Origin of the sequence: Microbacterium soli (assembly GCF_039539005.1) — a bacterium.
Classification (GTDB): Bacteria; Actinomycetota; Actinomycetes; order Actinomycetales; family Microbacteriaceae; genus Microbacterium; species Microbacterium soli.
The window spans coordinates 2188203-2211395 of record NZ_BAABCP010000001.1 but is presented as its reverse complement, the minus strand read 5'-3'; the positions used below and the strand labels follow the sequence as shown (position 1 = coordinate 2211395).

General features: G+C 67.5%; 20 protein-coding genes. 7 read left to right on the top strand and 13 right to left on the bottom strand.

The genetic code is table 11. The annotated features are described in order from the left end of the window. Window positions 1–10 precede the first annotated feature (10 nt). Both ABD770_RS10415 and ABD770_RS10410 read left to right on the top strand, forming a co-directional pair. Complete coding sequence (locus ABD770_RS10415) at window positions 11–631, top strand: DUF4166 domain-containing protein (protein WP_344819487.1); 621 nt, start codon at window positions 11–13, stop codon at window positions 629–631. Then, window positions 628–1608 carry an epimerase gene (locus tag ABD770_RS10410; RefSeq protein WP_344819486.1) on the top strand — a complete coding sequence of 327 codons (981 nt, stop codon included), beginning with the start codon at window positions 628–630 and terminating at the stop codon, window positions 1606–1608. Before ABD770_RS10415 ends, ABD770_RS10410 begins: the two co-directional genes overlap by 4 nt. On the opposite strand, the gene ABD770_RS10405 is transcribed toward ABD770_RS10410, so the two are convergent. From ABD770_RS10405 to ABD770_RS10395, 3 genes are read right to left on the bottom strand one after another with little or no spacing between them, the layout of a single operon-like run. Beyond that, a complete protein-coding gene (locus ABD770_RS10405) occupies window positions 1591–1962 on the bottom strand; it encodes a PLD nuclease N-terminal domain-containing protein (protein ID WP_344819485.1) in 372 nt (123 codons plus the stop codon). The genes ABD770_RS10410 and ABD770_RS10405 overlap by 18 nt on opposite strands. Window positions 1963–2003: 41 nt before the next feature. After that, window positions 2004–2840, bottom strand: a complete 837-nt coding sequence (locus tag ABD770_RS10400; RefSeq protein ID WP_344819484.1) for a sulfurtransferase — start codon at window positions 2838–2840, stop codon at window positions 2004–2006. Window positions 2841–2854: 14 nt separating this feature from the next. Continuing rightward, the gene (locus ABD770_RS10395) at window positions 2855–3733 is read right to left on the bottom strand and encodes an aldo/keto reductase (RefSeq protein WP_344819908.1); all 879 of its coding nucleotides are present in this window, start codon (window positions 3731–3733) and stop codon (window positions 2855–2857) included. Window positions 3734–3986: 253 nt separating this feature from the next. Here ABD770_RS10395 and pgi point away from each other — a divergent pair, with 253 nt between their 5' ends. Continuing rightward, window positions 3987–5669, top strand: coding sequence for a glucose-6-phosphate isomerase (gene pgi, locus ABD770_RS10390; RefSeq protein WP_344819482.1), 1683 nt, complete (start codon window positions 3987–3989; stop codon window positions 5667–5669). Between the two features lie 28 nt (window positions 5670–5697). Continuing rightward, a complete protein-coding gene (locus ABD770_RS10385) occupies window positions 5698–6684 on the top strand; it encodes an NADPH:quinone reductase (protein ID WP_344819481.1) in 987 nt (328 codons plus the stop codon). Between the two features lie 86 nt (window positions 6685–6770). On the opposite strand, the gene ABD770_RS10380 is transcribed toward ABD770_RS10385, so the two are convergent. Continuing rightward, complete coding sequence (locus ABD770_RS10380) at window positions 6771–8405, bottom strand: PucR family transcriptional regulator (RefSeq protein ID WP_344819480.1); 1635 nt, start codon at window positions 8403–8405, stop codon at window positions 6771–6773. 191 nt (window positions 8406–8596) lie between these two features. Here ABD770_RS10380 and ABD770_RS10375 point away from each other — a divergent pair, with 191 nt between their 5' ends. Together ABD770_RS10375 and ABD770_RS10370 are read left to right on the top strand one after the other, a co-directional pair. Beyond that, entirely contained in the window at window positions 8597–10147 is a 1551-nt protein-coding gene (locus tag ABD770_RS10375) for a CoA-acylating methylmalonate-semialdehyde dehydrogenase (protein WP_344819479.1), read from the top strand. A gap of 16 nt (window positions 10148–10163) precedes the next feature. Continuing rightward, a complete protein-coding gene (locus tag ABD770_RS10370; RefSeq protein ID WP_344819477.1) occupies window positions 10164–11534 on the top strand; it encodes an aspartate aminotransferase family protein in 1371 nt (456 codons plus the stop codon). Here the strand turns inward: ABD770_RS10370 and ABD770_RS10365 are convergent. From ABD770_RS10365 to hisD, 3 genes are all read right to left on the bottom strand, one after another. Beyond that, a complete protein-coding gene (locus ABD770_RS10365) occupies window positions 11491–11955 on the bottom strand; it encodes a molybdopterin-dependent oxidoreductase (protein WP_344819476.1) in 465 nt (154 codons plus the stop codon). The two genes, ABD770_RS10370 and ABD770_RS10365, sit on opposite strands and share 44 nt — an antisense overlap. A gap of 300 nt (window positions 11956–12255) precedes the next feature. After that, on the bottom strand, window positions 12256–13029 hold the full coding sequence (locus ABD770_RS10360; protein WP_344819475.1) for an SDR family NAD(P)-dependent oxidoreductase: 774 nt from the start codon (window positions 13027–13029) through the stop codon (window positions 12256–12258). Continuing rightward, a complete protein-coding gene (gene hisD, locus ABD770_RS10355; protein ID WP_344819474.1) occupies window positions 13013–14332 on the bottom strand; it encodes a histidinol dehydrogenase in 1320 nt (439 codons plus the stop codon). The genes ABD770_RS10360 and hisD overlap by 17 nt, the downstream gene beginning before the upstream one ends. A gap of 78 nt (window positions 14333–14410) precedes the next feature. Between hisD and ABD770_RS10350 the strand changes: the two genes are divergently transcribed. Continuing rightward, on the top strand, window positions 14411–15433 hold the full coding sequence (locus ABD770_RS10350; RefSeq protein WP_344819472.1) for a LacI family DNA-binding transcriptional regulator: 1023 nt from the start codon (window positions 14411–14413) through the stop codon (window positions 15431–15433). A 166-nt stretch (window positions 15434–15599) separates the two neighbouring features. Here the strand turns inward: ABD770_RS10350 and ABD770_RS10345 are convergent, their stop codons facing one another. The 6 genes from ABD770_RS10345 to ABD770_RS10320 form a co-directional block, all read right to left on the bottom strand. Further along, window positions 15600–16595, bottom strand: coding sequence for a LacI family DNA-binding transcriptional regulator (locus ABD770_RS10345; RefSeq protein WP_344819470.1), 996 nt, complete (start codon window positions 16593–16595; stop codon window positions 15600–15602). Between the two features lie 58 nt (window positions 16596–16653). Then, complete coding sequence (locus tag ABD770_RS10340) at window positions 16654–17940, bottom strand: four-carbon acid sugar kinase family protein (RefSeq protein WP_344819469.1); 1287 nt, start codon at window positions 17938–17940, stop codon at window positions 16654–16656. Continuing rightward, window positions 17912–18667, bottom strand: a complete 756-nt coding sequence (locus ABD770_RS10335; RefSeq protein ID WP_344819468.1) for an SDR family NAD(P)-dependent oxidoreductase — start codon at window positions 18665–18667, stop codon at window positions 17912–17914. The genes ABD770_RS10340 and ABD770_RS10335 overlap by 29 nt, the downstream gene beginning before the upstream one ends. A 42-nt stretch (window positions 18668–18709) precedes the next feature. Then, window positions 18710–20101 (bottom strand): amidase, encoded by a 1392-nt coding sequence (locus ABD770_RS10330; protein WP_344819467.1) that lies wholly within the window; start codon window positions 20099–20101, stop codon window positions 18710–18712. A 180-nt stretch (window positions 20102–20281) separates the two neighbouring features. Further along, window positions 20282–22447, bottom strand: coding sequence for an arylsulfatase (locus ABD770_RS10325; protein ID WP_344819466.1), 2166 nt, complete (start codon window positions 22445–22447; stop codon window positions 20282–20284). Further along, window positions 22440–23192 (bottom strand): ABC transporter ATP-binding protein, encoded by a 753-nt coding sequence (locus ABD770_RS10320; RefSeq protein WP_344819465.1) that lies wholly within the window; start codon window positions 23190–23192, stop codon window positions 22440–22442. The genes ABD770_RS10325 and ABD770_RS10320 overlap by 8 nt, the downstream gene beginning before the upstream one ends. Window position 23193 lies beyond the last annotated feature (1 nt).

The following is a 23193-nucleotide window of genomic DNA, read 5'->3' as shown; positions in this document are numbered from 1 at the left end:
ACCTCGAAGCATGGAACACGTGCCGCAGTCCCCGTATCTGCGGGCACTGGGCGAGCATCGTGCGCAGCTGCATCCGTCACTGCGCACGTACTTCTCCGCGATCCCCCGCGGCAGGATCGGCGTCGGCGAAGGGGTGTTCGAGCGCGTGGGCACCCCGCGCCGCTGGCTGTGGCCACTGCTGCGGATGCTGCAGAGGCACGGCGTCGTGCACGCCGGCTGGCATCACGACGTCCCCTTCACCGTGTACAACCGCACGGTGGCGGGCAAGGCCGTGGGGGTGCGCATCCTGCACCTGCCTGACGGCGACTGGACCATGAAGGACGCCGTGAGCGCCCGTCCGCGCGGGCGAGTGCTGGATCAGCTGGGTGAGCCCACCACGCTGGCCGTCTCGTTCGAGGCGTCCACGGACGGCGGCGCGCTCACGCTGCGCAGCTCGGCCGTGGGCATCCGGCTCGGCTGGATGCGCGTGACGCTCCCGTGGTTCATCGCCCCGATCGTGCGGCTGCGGGAGAGCGCCGAGAAGCCCGCCGGCCGCCAACGCGTCGCACTGACCGTCGACATGCCGCTCCTCGGCAGACTGTACGAGTACGAGGGCACCTTCACGTACCGCATCGAGGAGGACGTGCGATGACCGAGGCGGCGCAGCCGGGCCGGGTCGTGCTCGGCGGTTCGACGGGGTTCGTCGGGCGGCACCTGCAGGACGCCTATCGTGCGCGGGGGCGCGAGCTCGTCACGGTCTCCCGCTCCGGTGCCGATCTCACCTGGTCGGATCAGCGCGGCATCGACGCCGCCGTCGACGGTGCAGCCCTGGTGATCGGGCTGGCCGGTCGGAGCGTGAGCTGCCGGTACACACCGGCGAACCGCGCGGAGATCCTCAACTCCCGGCTGGACACCACCGCCGCGTTGAGCGGTGCGATCGCTCGGGCCACCGCGCCTCCCCCGCTGTGGATCAACTCCTCGACGGCGACGATCTACCGCCACGCCGAGGACCGTCCCATGACCGAGGCCGAGGGCGAACTGGGCACCGGTTTCTCCGTGGACGTGGCCAGGGCCTGGGAGCACGCGCTATTCGCCGAGGAGCTGCCCGCCACGCGGCGCGTGGCGCTGCGCACCGCCATCGTGCTGGGGGACGGCGGCGTGCTGGGTCCGCTGCGCAGGCTCGCCCGACTGGGGCTCGGCGGCACGCAGCTCGACGGCCGATGGCCAGTCACGAGGGCCCGGCGCGCGGCGGGCACCGCGCATCTGCCGGGGGCGCGAGGCGGACGCCAGCGCTTCAGCTGGATCCACATCGACGACGTGGTCGGCATCATCGACTTCCTCGAGCAGCACCCCGAGCTCGACGGCGCGGTGAACGCGTCCGCGCCGAACCCCGTCGACAACGTCGCGTTCATGGCATCCGTGCGCCGCGCTCTCGGCGTGCGCTTCGGCCCGCCGCAGCCGCGATGGATGCTGGAGATCGGCGCCATGGGCATCCGCACCGAGACCGAGCTGATCCTCAAGAGCCGATGGGTGCTGCCGGCCAGACTCGTCGAGGCGGGGTACGTCTTCCAGCACCCCGATCTGGATGAGGCCGTGCGGGCGTCGCTGCGCTCAGTCGCCGCCCGCTGACTCGCCGCGCTCACGCTTGCGCTTGGCGATCTCCTCACGCAACCGCCACTCCTGGATCTCCCGGTCGAGGTCGGCGATCTGCTCCTCCGTCGTGCGGGTGTCGACCGGAACGGAGGGCACGACCGGCGGAGCCGTCCTCGTCCACCGCACGGGGCGCTCGAACCGCGCCCCACCCTCGGGGTACTCGCGCCCGATCCCGAACCACAGCACACTGCCGATGAACGGCAGCAGGATCACCAGCAGCAGCCAGACGAACTTCGGCATGTACTTCACCTGCGCATCGTCACGACGGATGATGTCCACGAGCGCGAACACCATCAGCGCCATGACCATCAGCCAGATCAGCACCGCCATGCTCTCAGATTAGACGAACCGCGCCTCGTTGTGACACCCGGTCATCCCTCACCCGTGGCGATCGGCAGGCCCGGCGTGTTCGACCAGGCGCTCCACGATCCCGGGTACACCGTCACGTCCCGGCCGATGACGGCGCCGGCCAGGGCCAGCTGGGCCGCGGTGATCCCCGACCCGCAGTATGCCGCGATCGGCATGCTGCCGTCGGCGCCGACCTCATCGAAGGCGGCCGAGATCTCGGACGCGGGTCGGAACCGCCCGTCGGCCGTGAGCATCCGGCCGATGGGCAGGTTCATCGCGCCGGGGATGTGGCCGGGGATCGGATCGACCGGCTCGGTCTCCCCGCGATAGCGTTCCGGTGCGCGGGCATCCAGCAGCACGCCGGTCCGCGGCCAGGCCGCCGCGCCGGCGGTGTCGACGGTGCCGGACGATCCCGGAGAGCCGAGCACCGCGTCGCCCTCCGCGACGCGCACCTGACCGGTCTCGATCGGGCCGTCGGCTGCCAGCCAGGCCCGCCAGCCCCCGTCCAGCACCCGGACGTCGGCGAGCCCCGCCCGCCGCAGCGCCCACCAGGCGCGGGACGCGGGCAGCATGCGCGCATCGTCGTAGACGACGACGGTCCGTCCGGCGCGGATGCCCCAGCGTCGCGCGGCTTCGGCGAGCGCCGCGTCATCCGGAAGCGGATGCCGTCCCTCGGCCGGCCGGCCGTGGCGGGACAGCTCCCGGTCGACGTCGACGAACACGGCCCCGGGGATGTGTCCGGCCAGATACCGTTCGTGCCCGTCGTCGTGGCCGAGTCGCCAGCGCGCGTCGAGCACGTGCACGTCGTTCAGCCGCTCCTGGAGCTCGACGACGTCGATGAGCGGATCGCGTGCGGTCATGGCGGGCTCCGATCTCAGGGAAGGAGGTGCCCGGCCGCGCGGAACAGCTCGTACCACTCGGCGCGGCTGAGTTCGACGTCGGCGCCGGCGGCGGCATCCGTCACCCGCTGCGGGGTGGTGGTGCCCAGCACGACCTGCATGTGCGCCGGGTGGCGGGTGATCCAGGCGGTCGCGATGGCGATCGGCTCCACGGAGTGCTTCGCCGCCAGCCGGTCGATCACGGCGTTCAGCTCGGCGTGCTTCGGACTGCCGAGGAACACGCCGTCGAAGAACCCGGCCTGGAACGGCGACCATGCCTGGATGGTGATGCCGTTGATGCGGCAGTACTCGACGATCCCGCCCCCATCGCGGACGATGCTCTGGTCCTCGCCGGACATGTTCGCCGCCACCCCCTGCGCGATGATCGGCGAGTGCGTGATGGACAGCTGCAGCTGGTCGGCCACCAGCGGCTGACGCACCGCCGTGCGCAGCAGGTCGATCTGACGGGGCGTGTGATTGGAGACGCCGAAGGCGCGCACCTTGCCGGAGGACTCCAGCTCGTCGAAGGCGCGGGCGACCTCCTCGGGCTCCACGAGCGCGTCCGGGCGGTGCAGCAGCAGCACGTCGATGCGGTCGGTCCGCAGGGCCTTCAGCGACCCCTCGACCTGAGTGATGATGTGCTCGTAGGAGAAGTCGAACATCTGCTCGGCCGGCACGATACCGCACTTGGTCTGCAGGGTGATCTCGTCGCGCTCGGAGGGCGTCAGCTGCAGCGCCGACGCGAAGCGGTCCTCGCACACGTGCATGGCGCCGCCGTAGATGTCGGCGTGGTCGAAGAAGTCGATGCCCGCCGCGCGCGCGGTGTCGTACAGCTCTCGGACCTCGGCATCGGTCTTGTCGGGGATGCGCATCATCCCCGCGATGACGGCAGGGGCGGCCGCGCCTGCGAACGGGACTGTCTTCACTGTTCCTCCTGGATCACGTTCGGCGTCACCGCACGACGTCGCTCAGCGTCAACGCTACCGTGCGCAGGGCCCGCGCGACCCCGTCTCCCGGCGCCTTCACCGGCCCGCCGGGATGCTGGTCCGCGATCCTGTGAGGGAGCCCTGGGCGAGCCGGCCGGCAATCTCGCGTCCGAGTGCTCCCACTGGCACTAACGTAGCTGTCATGACCGCTCCGATCGATGCGACCACCACCCCTGCCTGGGCAGAGCTCACCGCCGCGAGCGAGGGCTTCTCCCCCGATCTGCGCGACTGGTTCGCGACCGATCCCGACCGAGTGCGGCGCCTGAGCCTCCCGCTGGCGGACCTGCATGTGGACCTGTCGAAGAACCTCGTCACCGACGAGATCCTCGCATCCCTCGTGCGTCTGGCCGAGCAGACCGGCGTGGCCGAGCGCTTCGCGGCGATGCTGTCCGGCGCCCACATCAACACCACCGAGGACCGCGCGGTGCTGCACACCGCCCTGCGCCGCCCCGCCGGCGCCTCCCCCGCCCTGGTCGTGGACGGCCAGGATGTCGACGCCGACGTGCAGTCCGTGCTCGACGCGCTGTCCGCCTTCGCCGACCGGGTGCGCTCGGGAGGCTGGCTGGGAGTGACGGGCAAGAAGGTCACGCACGTCGTGAACATCGGCATCGGCGGCTCGGACCTCGGGCCCGTCATGGTGTATGAGGCGCTCAAGCCCTACGCGGATGCCGGGATCCAGGCCCGGTTCGTGTCGAACATCGACCCCACCGACCTCGCGCAGAAGACCGCGGATCTCGATCCCGAGACCACGCTGTTCATCGTCGCGTCCAAGACCTTCACGACGCTGGAGACGCTCACCAATGCGCGCCTGGCCCGTGACTGGATGTGGGCGGGCCTCGCGGCATCCGGCGCCATCGGCGACGACGAGCAGAGCCGGACGGATGCCGTCGCGCACCATTTCGTGGCCGTCTCCACCGCGCTCGACAAGGTGGCGGCCTTCGGCATCGACCCCTCCAACGCCTTCGGCTTCTGGGACTGGGTCGGTGGCCGCTACTCGGTCGACTCGGCGATCGGCCTGTCGCTGGCCGTGGTCTTCGGCCCGGAGCGGTTCCGCGAGCTGCTTTCGGGCTTCCACGCCGTCGACGAGCATGTGCGCACCACTCCCCTCGCGCAGAACGTGCCCGTGCTGATGGGGCTCCTGAACGTCTGGTACTCGAACTTCCTGGGCGCGCAGTCGCACGCCGTGCTGCCCTACGCGCAGCAGCTGAGCCGCTTCGCCGCATACCTGCAGCAGCTGACCATGGAGTCCAACGGCAAGTCGGTGCGGTGGGACGGCTCGCCGGTCACCACGAGCACCGGCGAGGTGTTCTGGGGCGAGCCCGGTACCAACGGCCAGCACGCGTTCTACCAGCTGATCCACCAGGGCACCCGCCTGATCCCCGCCGACTTCATCGCCTTCGTCAACCCCGCCTACCCCCTGCAGGACGGCGGCCGCGACGTGCACGGGCTGTTCCTGGCGAACTTCCTCGCCCAGACCAGGGCGCTCGCCTTCGGCAAGACGGCCGAGGAGGTCGAGGCCGAGGGCACCACGGGTCCCCTCGTCGCCGCGCGCACGTTCAGCGGCAACCGCCCCACCACGTCGATCTTCGCACCGTCGCTGACCCCGTCGGTGCTCGGTCAGCTGATCGCCCTGTACGAGCACATCACCTTCACGCAGGGTGTGATCTGGGGCATCAACTCCTTCGACCAGTGGGGCGTGGAGCTCGGCAAGCAGCTGGCGCTGCAGATCGCTCCCGCCATCGAGGGCGACGCGGCTGCGCTGGCCGCGCAGGACGCATCCACCCAGGCACTGCTGGCGTACTACCGGGAGCACCGCAAGGGCTGAGCGGCGGCTGCGGCGCCCCGGAGACATCATGCAGCGGCGAACGACGAAGGCGGCCTTCATCCGCGAGCGCGGTGGGGTGGACCGGATCCAGATCGGGCCCGTCCCCGTGCCCGATCTCGGCCCGACGGACGTGCTCGTGCGCATGGAGGCGAGCGCCGTCGACCACGTCGACCTGTTCGTCCGATCCGGCGCCTACGACACCCCGACGCCGTTCCCGTTCGTCCTCGGCAGGGACCTGGTCGGGATCGTCGACGCCGTCGGCTTCGGCGTGCCCGGGCTCGCCCCCGGCACACGGGTGTGGACCAGCAGTCTGGGGCACGGCGGGCGCCAGGGCGCGCTGAGCGAACTCGTCGTCGTGGGGATCGACCGGCTCTACCGTCTCCCGGACGGCGTCTCCGCACTCGATGCCGCACCGCTCCTGCACACGGCCTCCACCGCCCATCTCGGGCTGTCGCGTCATGCCCGCCTCCAGCCGGGAGAAGTGCTGTTCGTCGCCGGGGGCGGCGGCGGTGTCGGCAGCGCGGTGATCCAGCTCGCCGCGCACCGGGGCGCGACGGTCATCGCATCCGCATCCGCGCGGGACGCGGACTGGTGCCTGTCGCTGGGTGCGCGCGTCGTGATCGACTACGCGGCCGACGACGTGGACGAGCAGATCGCCCGGGCCGCGCCGGACGGCATCGACGTCTGGTGGGACAACAGCGGCCGGCACGACTTCTCCGCGCTTCTGCCGAGGATGCGGCAGGGCGGCCGGGTCATCCTCATGGCCGGGATGACCGCTCGTCCGGTTCTTCCCATCGGCGCCGTCTACACGCGCGACATCAGCCTGCTCGGCTTCGCCATCAGCAACGCCTCCGTGACGGACCTGGCCGACAGCGCCCGCGTCGTCAACAGTCTGCTGGCCGCGGGCCGGCTGCGAGCTCGGGTGGGTGCGACGTTCCACCTCGACGAGACAGCCGCGGCGCACCGCGCGATGGAATCCGGTGACGTCACCGGGAGGATCGTGATCGTCCCCTGACGGCATCCGTCCGGGAGTGCGCCAGTGCCGGCGAATGCGGGTGCCGTGGAGGTGGAATCGGTCGTGTCGCCCCGCGCACGAGCGCATCAGCGCGGCATCACCCCGCCGCGGCGCACCAGCAGGGCCAAGTGCAGCGCGGTCTGCGTCTCACCATCGTCGAGATCCAGCCCCAGAAGCTGCTCGATGAGCGCGATGCGCTGATAGAACACCGAACGGGACAGGTGCGAGGCCGCCGCCGCCGCGGTGCGGTTGGTGGGATGGGCGAGCATGGCCTCCAGCACGTCGAGCAGGTCGCCCCCGCGCCGGAGATCGTGCTCGACCAGCGGTGCCAGCATCCGATCCCCGTGCTCCAGCAACCGGTGGTCCTCCCGCAGGCTCGTCACCAGTCGCACGAGCGGCCGCGCGTCCGTGCGCCGCACCGACATCGTGCGAGGACCACCGACCGAGCCACCCCGGGACAGCTCGATCGCCTCCCTCAGCGAGAGCAGCGCCTCATCGAGTCCCGTCGCGGGGAACCCGACCGACACCACCGCGCCGTCTCCCGCCGCCGCGCGAGCGAAGGTGATCACGGTCTCGTCGAGGAGATCCTCCTCGGGAGGCAGGGACATCAGCAGGGCGGCGGACCTGCCCCCGGTTCGAGCAGGGGCGGCGCCGACGATCACTCTCCCGCGGATGGCCTGCGCCGCCGCATCAGCCGCCGCTGTCGAGACCTCGGCGCGGGAGATGACGAGCCCGAACAGACGCCGTCCCCGGATGGGGAACCCCGCCGCGTCCAGTCGCGCCGCCGCACCGGCTGCCCCGGTGTAGCGCCCCGCGAGCAGCCTGTCCAGGAGGCGGCCGCGGGCCTGTCTCTCCCACTCGTCGACCTGCCCGTCCGCGAGTCTGCCGAGGGCGAGCGCGATCGCTCCCTGCTGCAGCACCGCCAGCCGGCCGGCCGGATGCTCGGGTCCCGGCAGGGCGACCAGATGCCCCCAACGCGAGCCGCGCGCCTCGACGGGCACGACCAGCCAGTCCTTCACCATCGGCTCGCACGACAGTCCGCCGCGGTGCGCGGCCCTGGAGAGGCGCTCCCAATCCGAGAGCAGCTCCTCCTCCCTCGCCGGGGGCACGTCGTCGGCGACCACCTCGTGCGCGAGGTTCTCGAGAACGACCGGCGCGCCGAGAGTGGAGGCGAGCTGCCGGACGACGAAGTCCGCCGGGGAGCCGCGCAGGATGAGCGTCGTGAAGCGCTCCCGCACCTCGTCGCGGGCGCGCAGCGCGGCGGTCTGACGGTCGATGATGAGCCGGTGGACCGCCTCGGTGATCGTGACGTACTTCACCTCGTGATGCAGCACCACCAGCACGAGTCCGTGTGCGCGCGCAGCGTCGATGATGACGGCGGGGACCCAGCGGTAGTGGCTGCCGAGCTCGACGATGAGACCCGCCACGCCGACGGCGACGAGCTCCGTGATGAACGCACGCAGCGCATCCGGATCCTGCGGCCATCCCGACCCCGTGGACAGCAGCAGCTCTCCTCCGTCGAGCAGTCTGGCGACGCCGGCACTGTCGGAGACGTGCACCCAACGGACCGGCTCGTCCAGGGCATCCGACCCGCTGAGGACCTCGGGCACGCCTTCGACGACGACGTCCAGGCGCAGGATCTCCCGTACCGTCGGCAGTGCTCCGTGAGCGGCGGTCCTGCGCAGGTCTCCTGCGCCACCCTCCGTCGCCGTCGCGACCATTTCGGTTCCCCTCTCGCCCAGCGGATGCTCCATCCTATCCGGACATTGTGTCCGGAACTGAAGCGACTTCACGACGATCAGACTCTTCGGCCGTCGACCTCCCCCTGCAACACTGGGGAGGGCACACTCCTTCACCATCCGGTCGATCTGTCCGCCTTGACGATCGCGCCGTGTTCTCCGAAAGGAACCTCATGACCAACGCGCAGACAGCGTCCGCCGACGAGGCCGTCGGCGCACTCCCCCTCGTCGGCCACTGGATCGACGGCGCGCCACGCGCCGTGGCCGGCGGACGCACCGCCCCCGTGTTCAATCCCGCCACGGGCCGTGCGACCGCGGAGGTCGCCCTCGCCGACGGGGACGACGTCGCCGCTGCCCTGGCGTCCGCGCAGCGCGGTTTCGAGGTGTGGAGCGGCCACTCGATCGCCAAGCGCCAGCAGGTGCTGTTCGCCTTCCGCGAGCTGCTGAGCAGCCGGCGACAGGAGCTCGCGGCCATCATCACGGCGGAACACGGCAAGGTGCTCTCGGATGCCGCGGGAGAGATCGCCCGCGGGCTGGAGGTGGTCGACCTCGCGTGCGGGTTCCCCACCCTGACCAAGGGCGGCTACAGCGAGAACGCCTCCACCGGGGTGGACGTGTACACGATCAGGCAGCCGCTGGGCGTGACGGCGATCATCTCGCCGTTCAACTTCCCCGCGATGGTTCCGCTGTGGTTCTTCCCGATCGCCCTCGCGGTGGGGAACTCCGTCATCCTCAAGCCCAGCGAGAAGGACCCGTCGGCGGCGCTGTGGATGGCACGACTGTGGCAGGAGGCCGGACTGCCCGACGGGGCGTTCACCGTCCTGCAGGGCGACAAGACCGCCGTCGACGGTCTGCTGCAGGCGGCTGCCGTGCAGTCGGTGTCGTTCGTCGGGTCGACGCCCATCGCGCAGTACATCTACGAGGAGGCGTCGCGCACCGGAAAGCGCGTGCAGGCGCTCGGCGGAGCGAAGAACCACATGCTGGTGCTGCCGGACGCCGACCTCGACCTCGTGGCGGACCAGGCCATCAACGCCGGCTACGGCGCGGCCGGTGAACGCTGCATGGCCGTCTCCGTGGTGCTCGCGGTCGATACGATCGCCGATGCGCTCTCGGAGAAGATCCAGGATCGCATCGCGCGTCTGCGCGTCGGCGATGGTGCGGGCACGGACGCCGGGGAGCCCGACATGGGGCCGCTCATCTCCGCCGCACACCGCGAAAAGGTGTCAGGGTACGTCGACATCGCCGAAGCCGACGGCGCCGACGTCGTCGTCGACGGCCGCGGACTGAGCGTCGACGGCCTCGAGGACGGCTTCTGGTTCGGACCGACCCTGCTCGATCGCGTGCCGACGGACTCGCAGGCCTACACCGACGAGATCTTCGGGCCCGTGCTGTCCATCGTACGGGTGCGCTCGTACCAGGAGGGCGTCGACCTCATCAACTCCGGACGATTCGGCAACGGCACCGCGATCTTCACCAATGACGGCGGCGCCGCCCGCCGGTTCCAATCCGAGGTCCAGGTCGGCATGATCGGCATCAACGTGCCGATCCCCGTACCGGTGGCGTACCACTCCTTCGGCGGCTGGAAGAGCTCGCTGTTCGGGAGCGCGAAGGCCTACGGCGCGCACGGCTTCGACTTCTTCACCCGTGAGAAGGCCGTCACCGCGCGGTGGCTCGACCCTGCCACACACGGCGGCATCGACCTCGGCTTCCCCCAGAACGCCTGAGACCCTGGAGACGATCATGAACGTTACCCCCGCCCATGCAGCCGCGGATCCGTCCGCCGATGCCGCCGTGCGCGCCGACGACCGGGGCCACGTCTTCCACTCCTGGAGCGCGCAGGCGCTCATCGACCCGCTGCCGGTCGCCGGAGGGAAGGGAGCGACGTTCTGGGACTATGCGGGCAACAGCTACCTCGACTTCTCCAGTCAGCTGGTGAACCTGAACCTCGGGCACCAGCATTCCGACCTCGTCGAGGCCATCCGGCGTCAGGCAAGCCGTCTCACGACGATCCAGCCGTCGCTGGCCAATGATGTGCGCGGCGAACTCGCGCGCCGCATCAGCCAGGTCGCCCCTGATGGCTTCGAGAAGGTGTTCTTCACAAACGGCGGCGCCGACGCGAACGAGAACGCCGTCAGGATGGCCCGCGCGTGCACCGGCCGCCGGAAGGTGCTCGCGATGTACCGCAGCTACCACGGCAGCACCTCGACAGCGATCTCTCTGACGGGCGACCCAAGACGCTGGGCCAACGAGCCCTCCGACGGCTCCGTGGCGCACTTCTTCGGTCCGTATCCGTACCGCTCGCCATTCCACTCCACCACCCCCGAGGAGGAGACGGCCAGGGCGCTCGAGCACCTCGAGCAGACCATCGTGCTCGAAGGCGCCTCGACGATCGCCGCGGTGATCATCGAGACGGTCGTCGGCACCAACGGGGTTCTCGTCCCGCCGCCCGGGTACCTGCCCGGCGTGCGCGAGCTGTGCGACCGCTACGGCATCGTCTACATCGCCGACGAGGTCATGGTCGGCTTCGGCCGCATCGGCGAATGGTTCGCGATCGACGCCTTCAACGCGGTGCCCGACCTGATCACCTTCGCGAAGGGCGTCAACTCGGGCTACGTACCGCTGGGCGGTGTCGTGATCTCCGATCCCATCGCTGCGCACTTCGACACCGTGCCGTTCCCGGGCGGGCTGACGTACTCCGGGCATCCGCTCGCCTGCGCGGCTGGTGTCGCGACGTTCGAGGTGTTCGAGCGCGACGGCATCCTGGACCGCGTCCGCGACCTCGGTTCGCGCGTCGTCGAGCCGAGGCTGCAGGAGATCGCGCGGCGGCATCCGTCGGTGGGAGACGTGCGGGGTCGTGGACTGTTCTGGGCCATCGAGCTGGTGCGGGATCAGGAGACCCGGGAACCGCTGGTGCCGTTCAACGCGTCGGGTCCGGATGCCGCCCCCGTCGCCGCCGTCGCGGCGGAGTGCCGGAAGAGCGGGCTGTGGCCCTTCACGCACTTCAACCGCGTGCACGTCGCGCCGCCGCTGGTGATCTCCGAGGACGATCTGATCCGCGGGCTGGATGTCATCGACCACGCACTCCGGGTCGCAGACGAGCACGCGTCCTGACCGAAGCGCTCAGCAGCGCGAGCTCGTGAACGCCACGTCCGGAAGGCCGGATACGCATATGCGCTAACCTCACTCTCGACGACCCGCGTCCATTGCAGTCCGTCGTACTCATAGGAGATCCACGCCTTGCCTCCCAGCACAGCCTCAAGGGGAGATTCGTCGTGTACCCGCCGTACGAGTGGGCCATCAGAAAGCGGAAGTCGGTCTCCACGTCCGCGAACAGCGTGTCCAGCGACACGCCGCGCCAGCTGGTGCCGAGCTTAGTCCAGCTGGTGACGCGGTGGATGTCTGTCGTGATCTCCTCTGACGGAAGCTCGAGGAACTCGGACCAGGACCATCTCCGCGTGCTCCCGGCCCCTGCATGGATGGACGATTCCCAGACGTCCGTGTCAACCGACGGTGTCGGGCCCGCTGAGAGCACCGGGAAGGACTCTGCCAGGTGCTGGCCCGGCGATCATGGTCGTCGCACTCGACCCCAGCCACGACTTCCGCCGCCATCTCCTGGCGGGCGGCGACGTCGAAGGGACTGGGCGCTGCGCGAGCTCCCCGAGGTCGCCTGGCGGTCCCTGCGCCGCTGGCAGGTGCCGGGTTCTCAGAAGTCCCTCCCCTCTGCCGGACGAGTCATCCGCCAGGCTCGGAACGCCGAGAATGGAACCTCCACTCCCTCCCCTCGTCGTTGTGCCGGACGAGGTCTTGAACCGGGCGATCTGTCCTGGACGATCTACCGAGCGATCATCCCCGCCGAGAGGTCGATGTCCGCTCCACAGAGGCCCTGCATTCCGAGCATCCCGATCACCGCGCGGCCGACTTCTTGCTCGGTCACCATCCTGTGCAAAGCCGCTCGCGAGACGAACGCATCCTTGGCTTGGTCATACGTGGTGCCGGTCACCATCGCATCACGGGTGAAGTTCCGGGTCATGCGCTCTCCGTCGACCGGGCCCGGCGAGAGCGAGTTCACCGACACACCGAGCGGACCGACCTCCCAGGCGAGCGTCGCCGTGAGACCGATCACCGCCATCTTCGAGGCCGCGTACGGCGTGCGACGGGCAAGGGGTCGCTTGCCGCTGACCGAGGCGAGGTTGATCACGTCTCCGGTGCCGCGTTCGATCATTGCGGGGAGCAATGCGCGGCACATGAGGTATGTGCCCCGAACGTTGGTGGCGAAGACATCATCCCAGTCCTCGGGCGTGACGTCGACGAGATCGGCCACGGGACCACTGACGCCGGCATTGTTGACGAGGATCGAGATCTCTTCGTCCGCCAGTTCCTCGCGTAGTGCGTCGACCGAAGCGGGCGATGCCACATCGCACGTAGCGATGCGACTCTCGCCGCGGCACTCGGCGGCGACGGTCTCGAGCTTCTTGCGTATGCGGCCGACGAGGATCACCCGGCAGCCAGCCTCTGCGAGCGCGATGCTGATCGAGCGGCCGAGACCGTTACCGGCCCCGGTCACCAGCGCGGTGCGCCCGGTGATCGCGTCAGGAAGCCTCGCCATCGCGCACGCCCATCCAGTCGAATGACCGCCCCGCGTACTTGGCGACCCGGACGTCGCCTGAACGGGCGTGGCCCTCAAACATCTCGACGCGTGCAGCGCGGCCGAGCAACTCGCCGAGCGCGGCGCTGGCCGAGGTCGAAGTGACCTCCTGGTAGGTCACCGTCTTGATGAACTTCCCGACCCAGAGTCCGCCGGTGTAGTGCGCGGCCTTGCGAGTGGGGAGGGTGTGGTTGGTACCGATGACCTTGTCGCCGTATGACACGCAGGTGCCTTCACCGAGGAAAAGCGCACCGTAGTTGCTCATGGTCTCTAGGGCCCGACGAGGCTCGGCAGTGAGGATCTGCACGTGCTCGAACGCGAACTCGTCGGCGAGAGCGTAGGCCTCGTCGATGTCGTCAACCACAATGACCTGTCCGTGCTCGCGCCACGAGACCTCGGCGAAGTCCTTCGTGGGCATTCCGGGGAGGATCTCGTCGATGTGGCCGAGCACCTTCTGTCCGAGAACGACCGAGTCGGTGATCAGTACCGCGGGGGAATCAGGACCGTGCTCGGCCTGGCTGAGCAGGTCGACTGCCACGATGAACGGGTCAGCCTGCTCGTCGGCGACGATCAGTACCTCGGTCGGACCGGCGAACAGGTCGATGCCGACGGATCCGAACAGCTGGCGCTTGGCCTCGGCGACGAAGGCATTACCCGGACCGGCGAGCATATCGACCCGGCCGATGCTCTCGGTACCGAGCGCCATCGCGGCGATCGCCTGGGTGCCTCCAAGAAGTCGGATCTCATCAGCGCCGGCGAGGTGCAGCGCGGCGACGGTCGCCGCGGGGATCTCGCCGCGGATCGGCGGGGTGCAGGCAGTGACGCGAGGCACGCCTGCGACCTTGGCGGTGAGCACGGTCATGTGCGCCGAGGCGAGGAGCGGGTAGCGGCCTCCTGGCACGTAAGCGCCGACGGATGAGACCGGGATGTTCTTCTGGCCAAGGAAGACACCGGGTTCGACCTCGGCTTCAAAGTCGCTGAGCGAGGCGAGCTGACGCTCGGCGAAGTCGCGCACCCGTGCTTGCACGGCCTTGATGTCGTCAATGACTTGCTGCGGGACCGTCGCGATGATGTCGTCGATCTGTTGAGGGGCGAGGAGGAAGTCATCCGGCGCCCACTTGTCGAAGCGCTCGGAGTATTCGCGCACGGCGGCGTCGCCACGCGCGCGCACATCGTCGAGGATCTGCGTGACGGTCTCGGTGACCGTGGCGTTGACGCCGGTGCCTGCGCCGTCGGCATTGCTGGACTTCAGATACTGGACCATGAGGCTTGCCCTTCTTCGACTGATGGGACTAGCCTGATTTGCATACGTATGCATGTCAAGGCGACGCCGAGGAGCAACATGGCCAGAGCCGCCACCAGCATCGATGTCGCCCGCCGGGCGGGCGTCTCGCAGCCGACCGTGTCCCGTGCGCTCCGCGACCTGCCGAACATCACGGCTGCGACGAAGGAGCGCGTGCTGCGCGCCGCGCGCGAACTCGACTACGTGCCGCGTGAGGCTGGCCGCTCGCTCTCGACTCCCACCACCCGGCGTATCGCCGTGGTGTCCGACGCGCTGACGAATCCCTACTATGCCGAGCTCGTCGAACCGCTGAGACAGGAACTCGCGCGCATCGGCCACCGCGCCGTTCTGGTGGCCGACTCCTCCGATGACGTCCTCACCGCCGACGCGCTCAGCGACGGCTCCTACGACGGCATCCTCGTCACCACCGCGGCACGCGACTCACGACTTGCCGCCGATCTGCGCTCGCGCGGGATCCCGCATGTCTTCGTCAACCGCACCGTCGATGATCACAACAGTCACACGTGCGGCTTCGCCGAAGACGAAGGCACCCGACTCATCGCCGAACTGCTGACCGATGCCGGACACGAGCACATCGTCTTCCTCGCCGGCCATCCGCGGTTCTCCACAGCGCACGAGCGCGAAACGGGGTTGCGCACGGCGCTTCGCGAGCGCTCCGTACGGCTCTCCGACCGCGATGTCCACCATATCGACTACACGGTCGATGCTGGCTATGCGGCAACCGTCAGGATCCTGCGCGGCCCGCAGCCGCCGACGGCCATCGTCTGCGGAAACGACATCGTCGCGATCGGCGCCCTCAACGCGGCCAGGGATCTCGGTTGGAACGTTCCGGAGGACATCACCGTCGTCGCTTTTGACGACATCCCCGCGGCCGGCTGGTCGGTCATCTCGCTGACGACCGTGCACTGCGATCTGCCGACGCTCGCGCGCGTGAGCGTGCAGACGCTCAAGAAGGCGATCGACGGAGAAGAGCAGCCGATGCACCATCGCCTTGGCGTTCAGCTCGTACACCGCACGAGTCACGGCGCTCCGCGCGGGACCTGCTCCCCGATGGCTCGCTGATCGGAAGCGACGCGGCCGCATCGGGCCTCGCCCCATTCACAGTCGCATTCTTCGTCCGCTTCGGGATGTCGCTGACGCAGTGGCCCGTTCCCTCATCGTTCGAAGTCGGAGCGACTGACCGTGCCGAGGCGATGACGACCCGCGAGCGCCTGGCGGTCGATGCTCGTCACGCGGTGGCGGGGCCGTGTGTAGATCTGAGGACCATATCGACGTCGAGAACCATGCGACGAGGCGTCGTGCTCCCCTCCATCATCTCGACGAGCTGTGCGACTCCCGCGGAGGCGAGTTCCTGCTGGTCCCCTCGCACAGTCGTCAGGGCGACAAGATCCCACGATGCGTACGAGATGTCATCGAACCCGATGATCGTGAGTTCGTCCGGCACTCCGATGCCGAGCCGCCGAGCAGCATTGAGAGCGCCGATGGCCAAGAAGTCGTTCACACACACCAGCGCGGTCGGACGATTCGGTCCGCCGAGTATGTCAAGGGCGGCTGCGCGACCGGCACCCTCGATCGTGTAATCGCATTCCACAATCGCGTCGGGTCCCACGTCCACGCCCAGCCGCTGTAAGCCGACGACCAGGCCGGACGAGCGCTGATACGCGGTTGAGAAACGGCTTGGCCCCGAGATCATTCGGATGTCCTTGTGACCGTTCTTGACCAAGAGCTCGGCGACCAGTTGAGCGCCCTTCTCGTTGTCGAACTCACACGTCACGCTCAGCGGGTCGTCAACGGACCTGTTCACGAAGACATGCGGAAACTCCCTGTGGCGGAGATCCGCGGCCAGTCGTGAATCCCTCGCGGCCGTGGTGATCACGGCCCCATCGTACGATCCGTCCGTCAGCATGTTGCTCGTCAGGATCTCATCCGAACTGTCCGCGAGAAAGACGGACTTATAGCCCCTAGCAGCAAGTAGCCGACGCAGATAGTCGACGAGCTCCGCGAAGTACGGGTTCGAGAGTGCTTCAGAGATGATCGCTACTCGATGACTGGTACGCGTGGACAGGGAGCGCCCGGACTCCTGAAGGACGTATTCCAGCTCCTCCGCTGCCTGGCGCACTCTTTGCCTGGTCTCGGGCGAGACTCGCGGTGAGTCGCGCAGTGCTCTCGAGACGGTCGATTGGGAGACGCCCGCCAGACGTGCGACGTCAAGACTCGTCGGCATTCGCCTGCTTGACATCAGATACGCCCATCGACTCTGCGCAACACGATCACGTCCAGAATCACCGCACCCCGAGCGACCGGAGAATGGTCGCGACAGTGTCCGTCTCTCCCACGTTCCCGGGCACGATGGTCGTCATCCACGCTCGGCTCGACGTCTCGACACGCCATACGGACACGCCAGGAATCACCTGTCCCTCGACAGTGGCTTCGGCTGCTCCCAGCCCGACACGAATGACCTCAGAGGCAGTTATACCACCCTTCGTGACGATACTGGCGGCATGCGATGCCACACGAGACACGATGCTCGTCAGAAACGACATGACCAACTCACCGTGTCGCAGAGTGTTATGAGTTTCCTTGCGGCCGCGCTCGGTGATGAGCAGCGCAATGCCGCGCTCCCGAAGGTCAGCACGGACCGCGGTCACGATGTTCCGGCGCTCGCGCTCGTCATCGGCGAGGGCGGCGTGAACGGGCACGACACGCGCAGCGAGTCCAAGCCGGGCACTGATCGCCGCCATCTGTCGGTCGGCCAACTCCGTATGGGATCCGCAGACGATCAGAGTAGGGCCCGAGAACTCCACGTCACTCGGGTGGAGAAGCTCAGACGCATACACGCCGCCGATCATGGCCGCCAGGGGTGCTGCGCATCTGACGATGCTCTGGCGCCCCTCGACTCTCGCTGCGTCGAACGCGCGCTGGACGAGCCGGAGATCGTCATCCGTCTCGATGTCGGGAATGACGAACGACCCCCCTGGAGAGTTCGTCAGTGCTTCACGCACCACGTCTCCTCCACTCGCGCGCAACTCATGCGCGGAGCAGGTGGCGGCGACAATACGGTTCGCGTTGCGCACGAGGTCCGCCAGATGCGAAGTCGGGACGGGAAACACGGGGTCCCGCGCGTACTCCGTCTCCGCCACAGGGATCCACTCATCCTCCTGGCGCGCATAGTGCATGGACCCGCGCGTGATACGCCCTCCCGCAGGGAACGCGGGCACCAGCAGGATGGGCTTCTCCGGCTCGTCGAGGGCGTCGATCTCAGCGAAAATATGGCCGCGCAGAGTCGAGTCTCCTCGCAACACGATCTGTATTTCGAAGCTCTCGCGGGCCGACACCGCCGCAAGCGCCTGCTTCGTCTCACGGAGGAGCGCCACCGCCCGGTCGCGCTCCAGCGCACGCGCATTGGTCTGGAGATAGACCGTGCGGTGTTCCCTGAGCGCCGTCGCCAGAGACGCGGCCGTCCAGCTCATCAGAACTCGGACACCACGCGCAGACTGAGTTCCGGTCGGATCGTCGTCGAAGACGACTGTTCTGTGCTCTTTAATGGAGGTGCCCCCCGCCGTTAACATCAATCGTCGCGCCCGTGATGTAGTCCGACTCCGGACTCATCAGGAACATCACGGCAGCTGAGACATCGCTGGGCGTGGCGAGGCGTCCGAGAAGAGTGTCCTCTGCGAGTTGCGCCTTACGCTCCGGCGTCAACAAGCCACCGTCGATATCGGTGTCGACCATGCTCGGGGCGACCGCGTTCACACGAACTCCATCCTTTCCCACCTCCCGGGCGACTGCCTTCGTGAACCCGAGTACGGCCGCCTTGGCAGCCGAATAGTGCGAGGCCCCGAAGATCCCACCACCGCGTTGGGCGGACACCGAGGACATGTTCACGATTCGACCCGCCCGCTTTGCGCGCATGATGGGCAGGACGGCCTGCGACATCAAGAACACCCCTCGCACGTTCACTGCGAAGATGCGTTCCCACTCCGTGACGGAGATCTCCTCGACCGGAGTCGGCGCGGAGATACCCGCGTTGTTGACCAGACCGTATACGCCCCCATGCGCCTTCTCCGTGGCAGCGACGGCGTCGGCGACCTGGTGCTCGTCGCTCACGTCCACCGCCTGTGCCGTGACTTTGACCCCGTAGGCTGAACTGAGGTGCTCCGCGCACGAACGCGCGCCCTGTTCGTCCCGATCGTAGATGGCGATCTCGTAGCCCGCTCGTGCCAGATCAGCAGAGATCACCCGTCCGATGCCGCGCAGAGATCCTGCCCCGGTGACAATCACCGTCCGTCGATTCACAGTTTTCCTTTCACTCAAACCCGTCGCATGCTGACCATGCGCTCATTGCCCCGGTACACAAGCCACGGGACCCCGTCTCAACCGACCGCACTGCATCTCTTCGATCTCCTCCGCACATTGATAGAGCAGCTGCTCCGAGTTGGCGGCACCGGTGAGAAGCACAGCAGTCGGCAAGCCATCGTCGTCGAGTCCCACAGGAACGCTCAACGACGGGAGGCCGGCGCAACTCGCAGGCGCGACGAATCGTGTTATCTCCATGGCGAGGGAGTGAGTCCGCCCTCGGTCATCCGTGTAACTGTCGGCGCCGACCTTTGGCGCGGTGAAGGCGACGGTGGGCGTCAACACCAGATCCACCTGTCCGAGCAACTCTTCGTATTCACCTCTGATCAGGGTTCGCATCCGCTGAGCGTCGACGTAACTCGTCGCCGCGATCTGCGCACCGGCCTCCAGCTGCGCACGAACATCGTCACCGAGGTCAGCTCGCTCCGAGGCTCCGAGACCGCCGAATGCCGTTGCCGCCTCGACCGCTGAAGTGGTCCGCCAGGCTGCGACCGCGTGCTCCATGAACCGCGGACGAAACTCTCGGACAGCATGACCACGGCGCCGCAGTTGCTCGATGGCACGTGAAAAGTGCTCACGGACCGCCGGCTCCAGCCGCTCGAACGCCGGTCCCGACAGTACCGCCACCCGCCACGGAGCGTCCGATCGCACCGCCGTGCTGCGCGACGGGGATGCGATCGCGGAGAAGATCTCCCGGTTGTCTGCAACCGTGCGTGTGAACGGCCCGACGGTGTCGGCGCTCCATGCCGCAGGAAGAACGCCTCGAGTGGAGACTGCTCCGTAGGTGGGTCTGAGACCCACCACCCCGCACATCGCAGCAGGGAGCCGCACTGAGCCGCCCGTATCCGTACCGAGCGCAGCCAATGCCTGTCGCGCCGCCACCGCGGCCGCGGAACCACCGCTCGAGCCGCCCGGACTGCATTCTCGATTCCAGGGGTTGTGTGTACGGCCGAAGTGCGGATTGTCCGCCCAGGGGCCGAGCGCGAGCTCGTGCATGTTGGTCATGCCCAGGATCGTCGCACCTGCCGTCCGCAGTGCGCTCACAGCGTCCGCGTCGCTCGTCGCGACATCGCTCACGCGCACGCTCGTACCAGCCGCGTACGTTCGGCCCGCCACTGCCATGTTGTCCTTGAGTGCGACGGTCACTCCCCGGAGCGGGAGATCATGTGCACCTCGCGGTTCTTCAGCATCTGGAGTCTGCGCGGTCACCGGACCTGTCGGCACCGTGAGAGGCTCCGCGAAAACATCCACCCAGGCCCCTATATCGGAAGTCGCCTCGCGCTGAGCAGTGTACGCGGCCACGACATCTTCCGCAGAGAGCCGCCCCGACGCCACGGCATGCGCGGTCGCGGAAACACCAAGGTCAAGGATCATTGCGCGCGATCCCCTTTCGACAGCATGATCGGGCCGATGTCGGTCGATGCGTACGCCCGGATACATGCGTGCATCTCTGCGAACACCGATCGGTGGTTCGCCAGCCAACCAGCTCCAGTAGCAGTCGGCACCGGACTGTCAAGGCTCCCAGCTCGAGTCGATGTCGACATCCCTGCGCCCTTACTGTTCTGCGAGACTGCCACGAAGCTCACTTCCCGCATCGCCCGGTTCCAAGTCGAGAATGCTGATCGATGCCTCGAACCCGGGCGCGTCGAACACCGCATGCGGCGCGATGACCGTGCTCGGCACCGAGCCGCCCGACCGGCCGCAGTACATCCCTCCAGCCAGGCCTGCCACCGGCCAGAGCGGAACCGAGTCCAGGACTCCGACCACAGCACCATCCAACGTCAGCTCAAATCCACCCCGGCCTTCACCGACCGGTTCATGCGAGAGCGTCAGGGTGTGAGAGTCTGATCGACTCAGTGAGCCGTGCAGCTCCCAGATGTGCTCGTGGTCATAGAGGTACTCGAACAGGACGCCGTCCGGGCCGACGGAAAGCGCCAGACCACCGAATCGGGATCCGATCGTCAGCAGCGGAGCCGCATGGTCCGGCCGGACATCGGCGAACTCGACGCCTATCGAATAGCGCCGACCGGAGACGTCCGGGACATGGTAGCGGTCCAAACGCGTTCCCGTGGAGAAGAGCCGCGTGTGCGGCCGCACGCGTAAAGCGATCGACGCGGCTTGCCGCTCATACTCGCGGTCATCAAGCGGCAATACCGACTTCTGCTCTGCGATATCCAGCCAGTCCGCCTGCATCGTGCGAAGAAGCGCCTCGTGTTCTCCGCTGAGATCGTGCGTCTCCGAGAAGTCGTTCGCGAGGTCATAGAGTTCCCAGACATCTGCGCTGAAGTCGTCACCACGGGTGTGGCGAGTCACGGCTTTCCAGCCCTCCTTCCACAGCGCACGGTCACCCAGCATCTCGTAATACTGCGCGGATTTTCTCTCCGGCGCGTCCGGGTCCGTCAAGCAGTACGCCATGCTTACCCCCGAGATCGGGGTCTGCTCAATGCCTGCGAGATTCGTGGGAGCCTCGATTCCGGCCAGTTCCAAGACTGTCGGGACGACGTCACTCACGTGATGATATTGGCTCCTCACAGAACCGTTCTCCGAGTCGGGAATCAGACCCGGTGCGTGCAGAATGAACGGTGCTCTCACCCCGCCACCGTGGACATCCTTCTTGTACCACTTCAGCGGTGTGTTACTGGCTTGAGCCCAGCCATGCGGATAGTGGCCGTAGCTCGACGCCGTGCCCAGAGCCTCGAAGTTCCGGGTCTTGACGCCGAACTCTTCCGGCTCGTACACGAGATGCTTCCTCCCATTGAAAGCACCCTGCGGCCCGCCTTCGGGCGACGCGCCGTTGTCAGACAGTACGACGACGATGGTCGACTCCATCAACCCGACCGCCTTCAAGTGATCGAACACACGCCCGAGTTGCGCATCCGTGTGCTCGACGTACGCCGCATAGACCTCCTGCATGCGCGCGTAAACGCGCTTCTCCTCATCGGACAGAGAATCCCAACTCGCAACCCCAGGGTTGGCCTCGGGAAGGTCCGTGCCCTCCGGGACGATACCCAGTTCAAGTTGTCGTTCGAAACGCTGTCTGCGGATCTCGTCCCAACCGCAGTCGTATCTGCCGCGATAGCGATCCACGTACTCCTGGGGTGCCTGATGCGGCCAGTGAACCGCTCCCGTTGCGAGATACATGAAGAAGGGAGTCTCCACCCCAGCGGTCACGTGGTCGCTGAGCATACGAATCGCCCGATCAGCGAGAACTTCCGTCAGATGCCCGCCAGCGGGTTCTTCCACGGCGTGGTTATCCGCGAACAGCTCCGGGTTCCACTCATCGGCGATCGCGCCGTGGAACCCGAACCAGCGATCGAACCCACGTCCCAGTGGCCAGTCATCGAAAGGTCCAACTGGTGTCACATCCGACTGCGGCATCAAGTGCCACTTGCCGACGGCCATCGTCCGATAGCCCTCGTGACGAAGAATCTCCGAGACGAGTCCCGATGAGCGCGAGATCCTGCCTTGGTAACCGGGATGCTCCGTCGCCCACTCGGCAATGATGCCCATTCCGACCTCATGGCAGTCACGGCCGGTGAGCAACGAGGCCCGCGTCGGAGAACACATCGCCGTCACGTTGAAATTCTGCAGTCGCAGCCCGCCGTCCGCCAACGAGTCGATGTTCGGTGTCCGGATCTCAGATCCATAACAGTGCAGATCCGCGAACCCCAGGTCGTCGAGGACGACGAACAGGACGTTGGGCTTGTTGAGGTCAGTCATCGTGAACTCCCCATCCGTTATGTGCAAACTCAAGAATCTCCTGCTTGAGACCGGTGAACTCGTCCGCCGTGAAGAACCCATAGCCGCGTGGTTTGGCCGTGGTCACCGTGATCTCCCGAGCGACCCTCCCCGGTCGCGGAGACATCAGGAGGATCCGATCTCCCAGATAGAGAGCTTCGTCCACATCGTGTGTGACGAAGATGACGGTTGGGCGGAACTTGGCTGAGATCTCCATCAGGAGCTCCTGCATCGCCAGCCTCGTCTGCGAGTCAAGGGCTCCGAAAGGTTCGTCCATGAGAAGGACATCCGGCTCGTTCAGCAGCGCTCGAGCGATCGACACACGCTGCTGCATGCCTCCCGACAGCTCATAGGGATAACGCTTCTCGAAACCGGAGAGCCCGACCGCCGCGAGAAGTTCTTCTGCGCGTTCACGATAGGGAAGACGGCGTGTCCGCGGGCCCACTGTCGCGTTGTCCCACACCGTCATCCACGGGAACAACGCGGCGCTCTGGAAGACGACGCTTCGGGACGGACCGATGTCTCGCACCTCCTCCCCATCGACGAGCACCGAGCCAGAGGTCTTGTCGATGAATCCGGCGAGGATGTTGAGCACCGTGCTCTTGCCGCATCCGCTCGGACCGAGCAGACAGACGACTTCTGCAGGCGCGACGGTGAAACTGGTGTCTTCCAGTGCCGTCACATCACCGAAACGCTTGACCAATCGGTCGATCGTGATCTTGTTCATG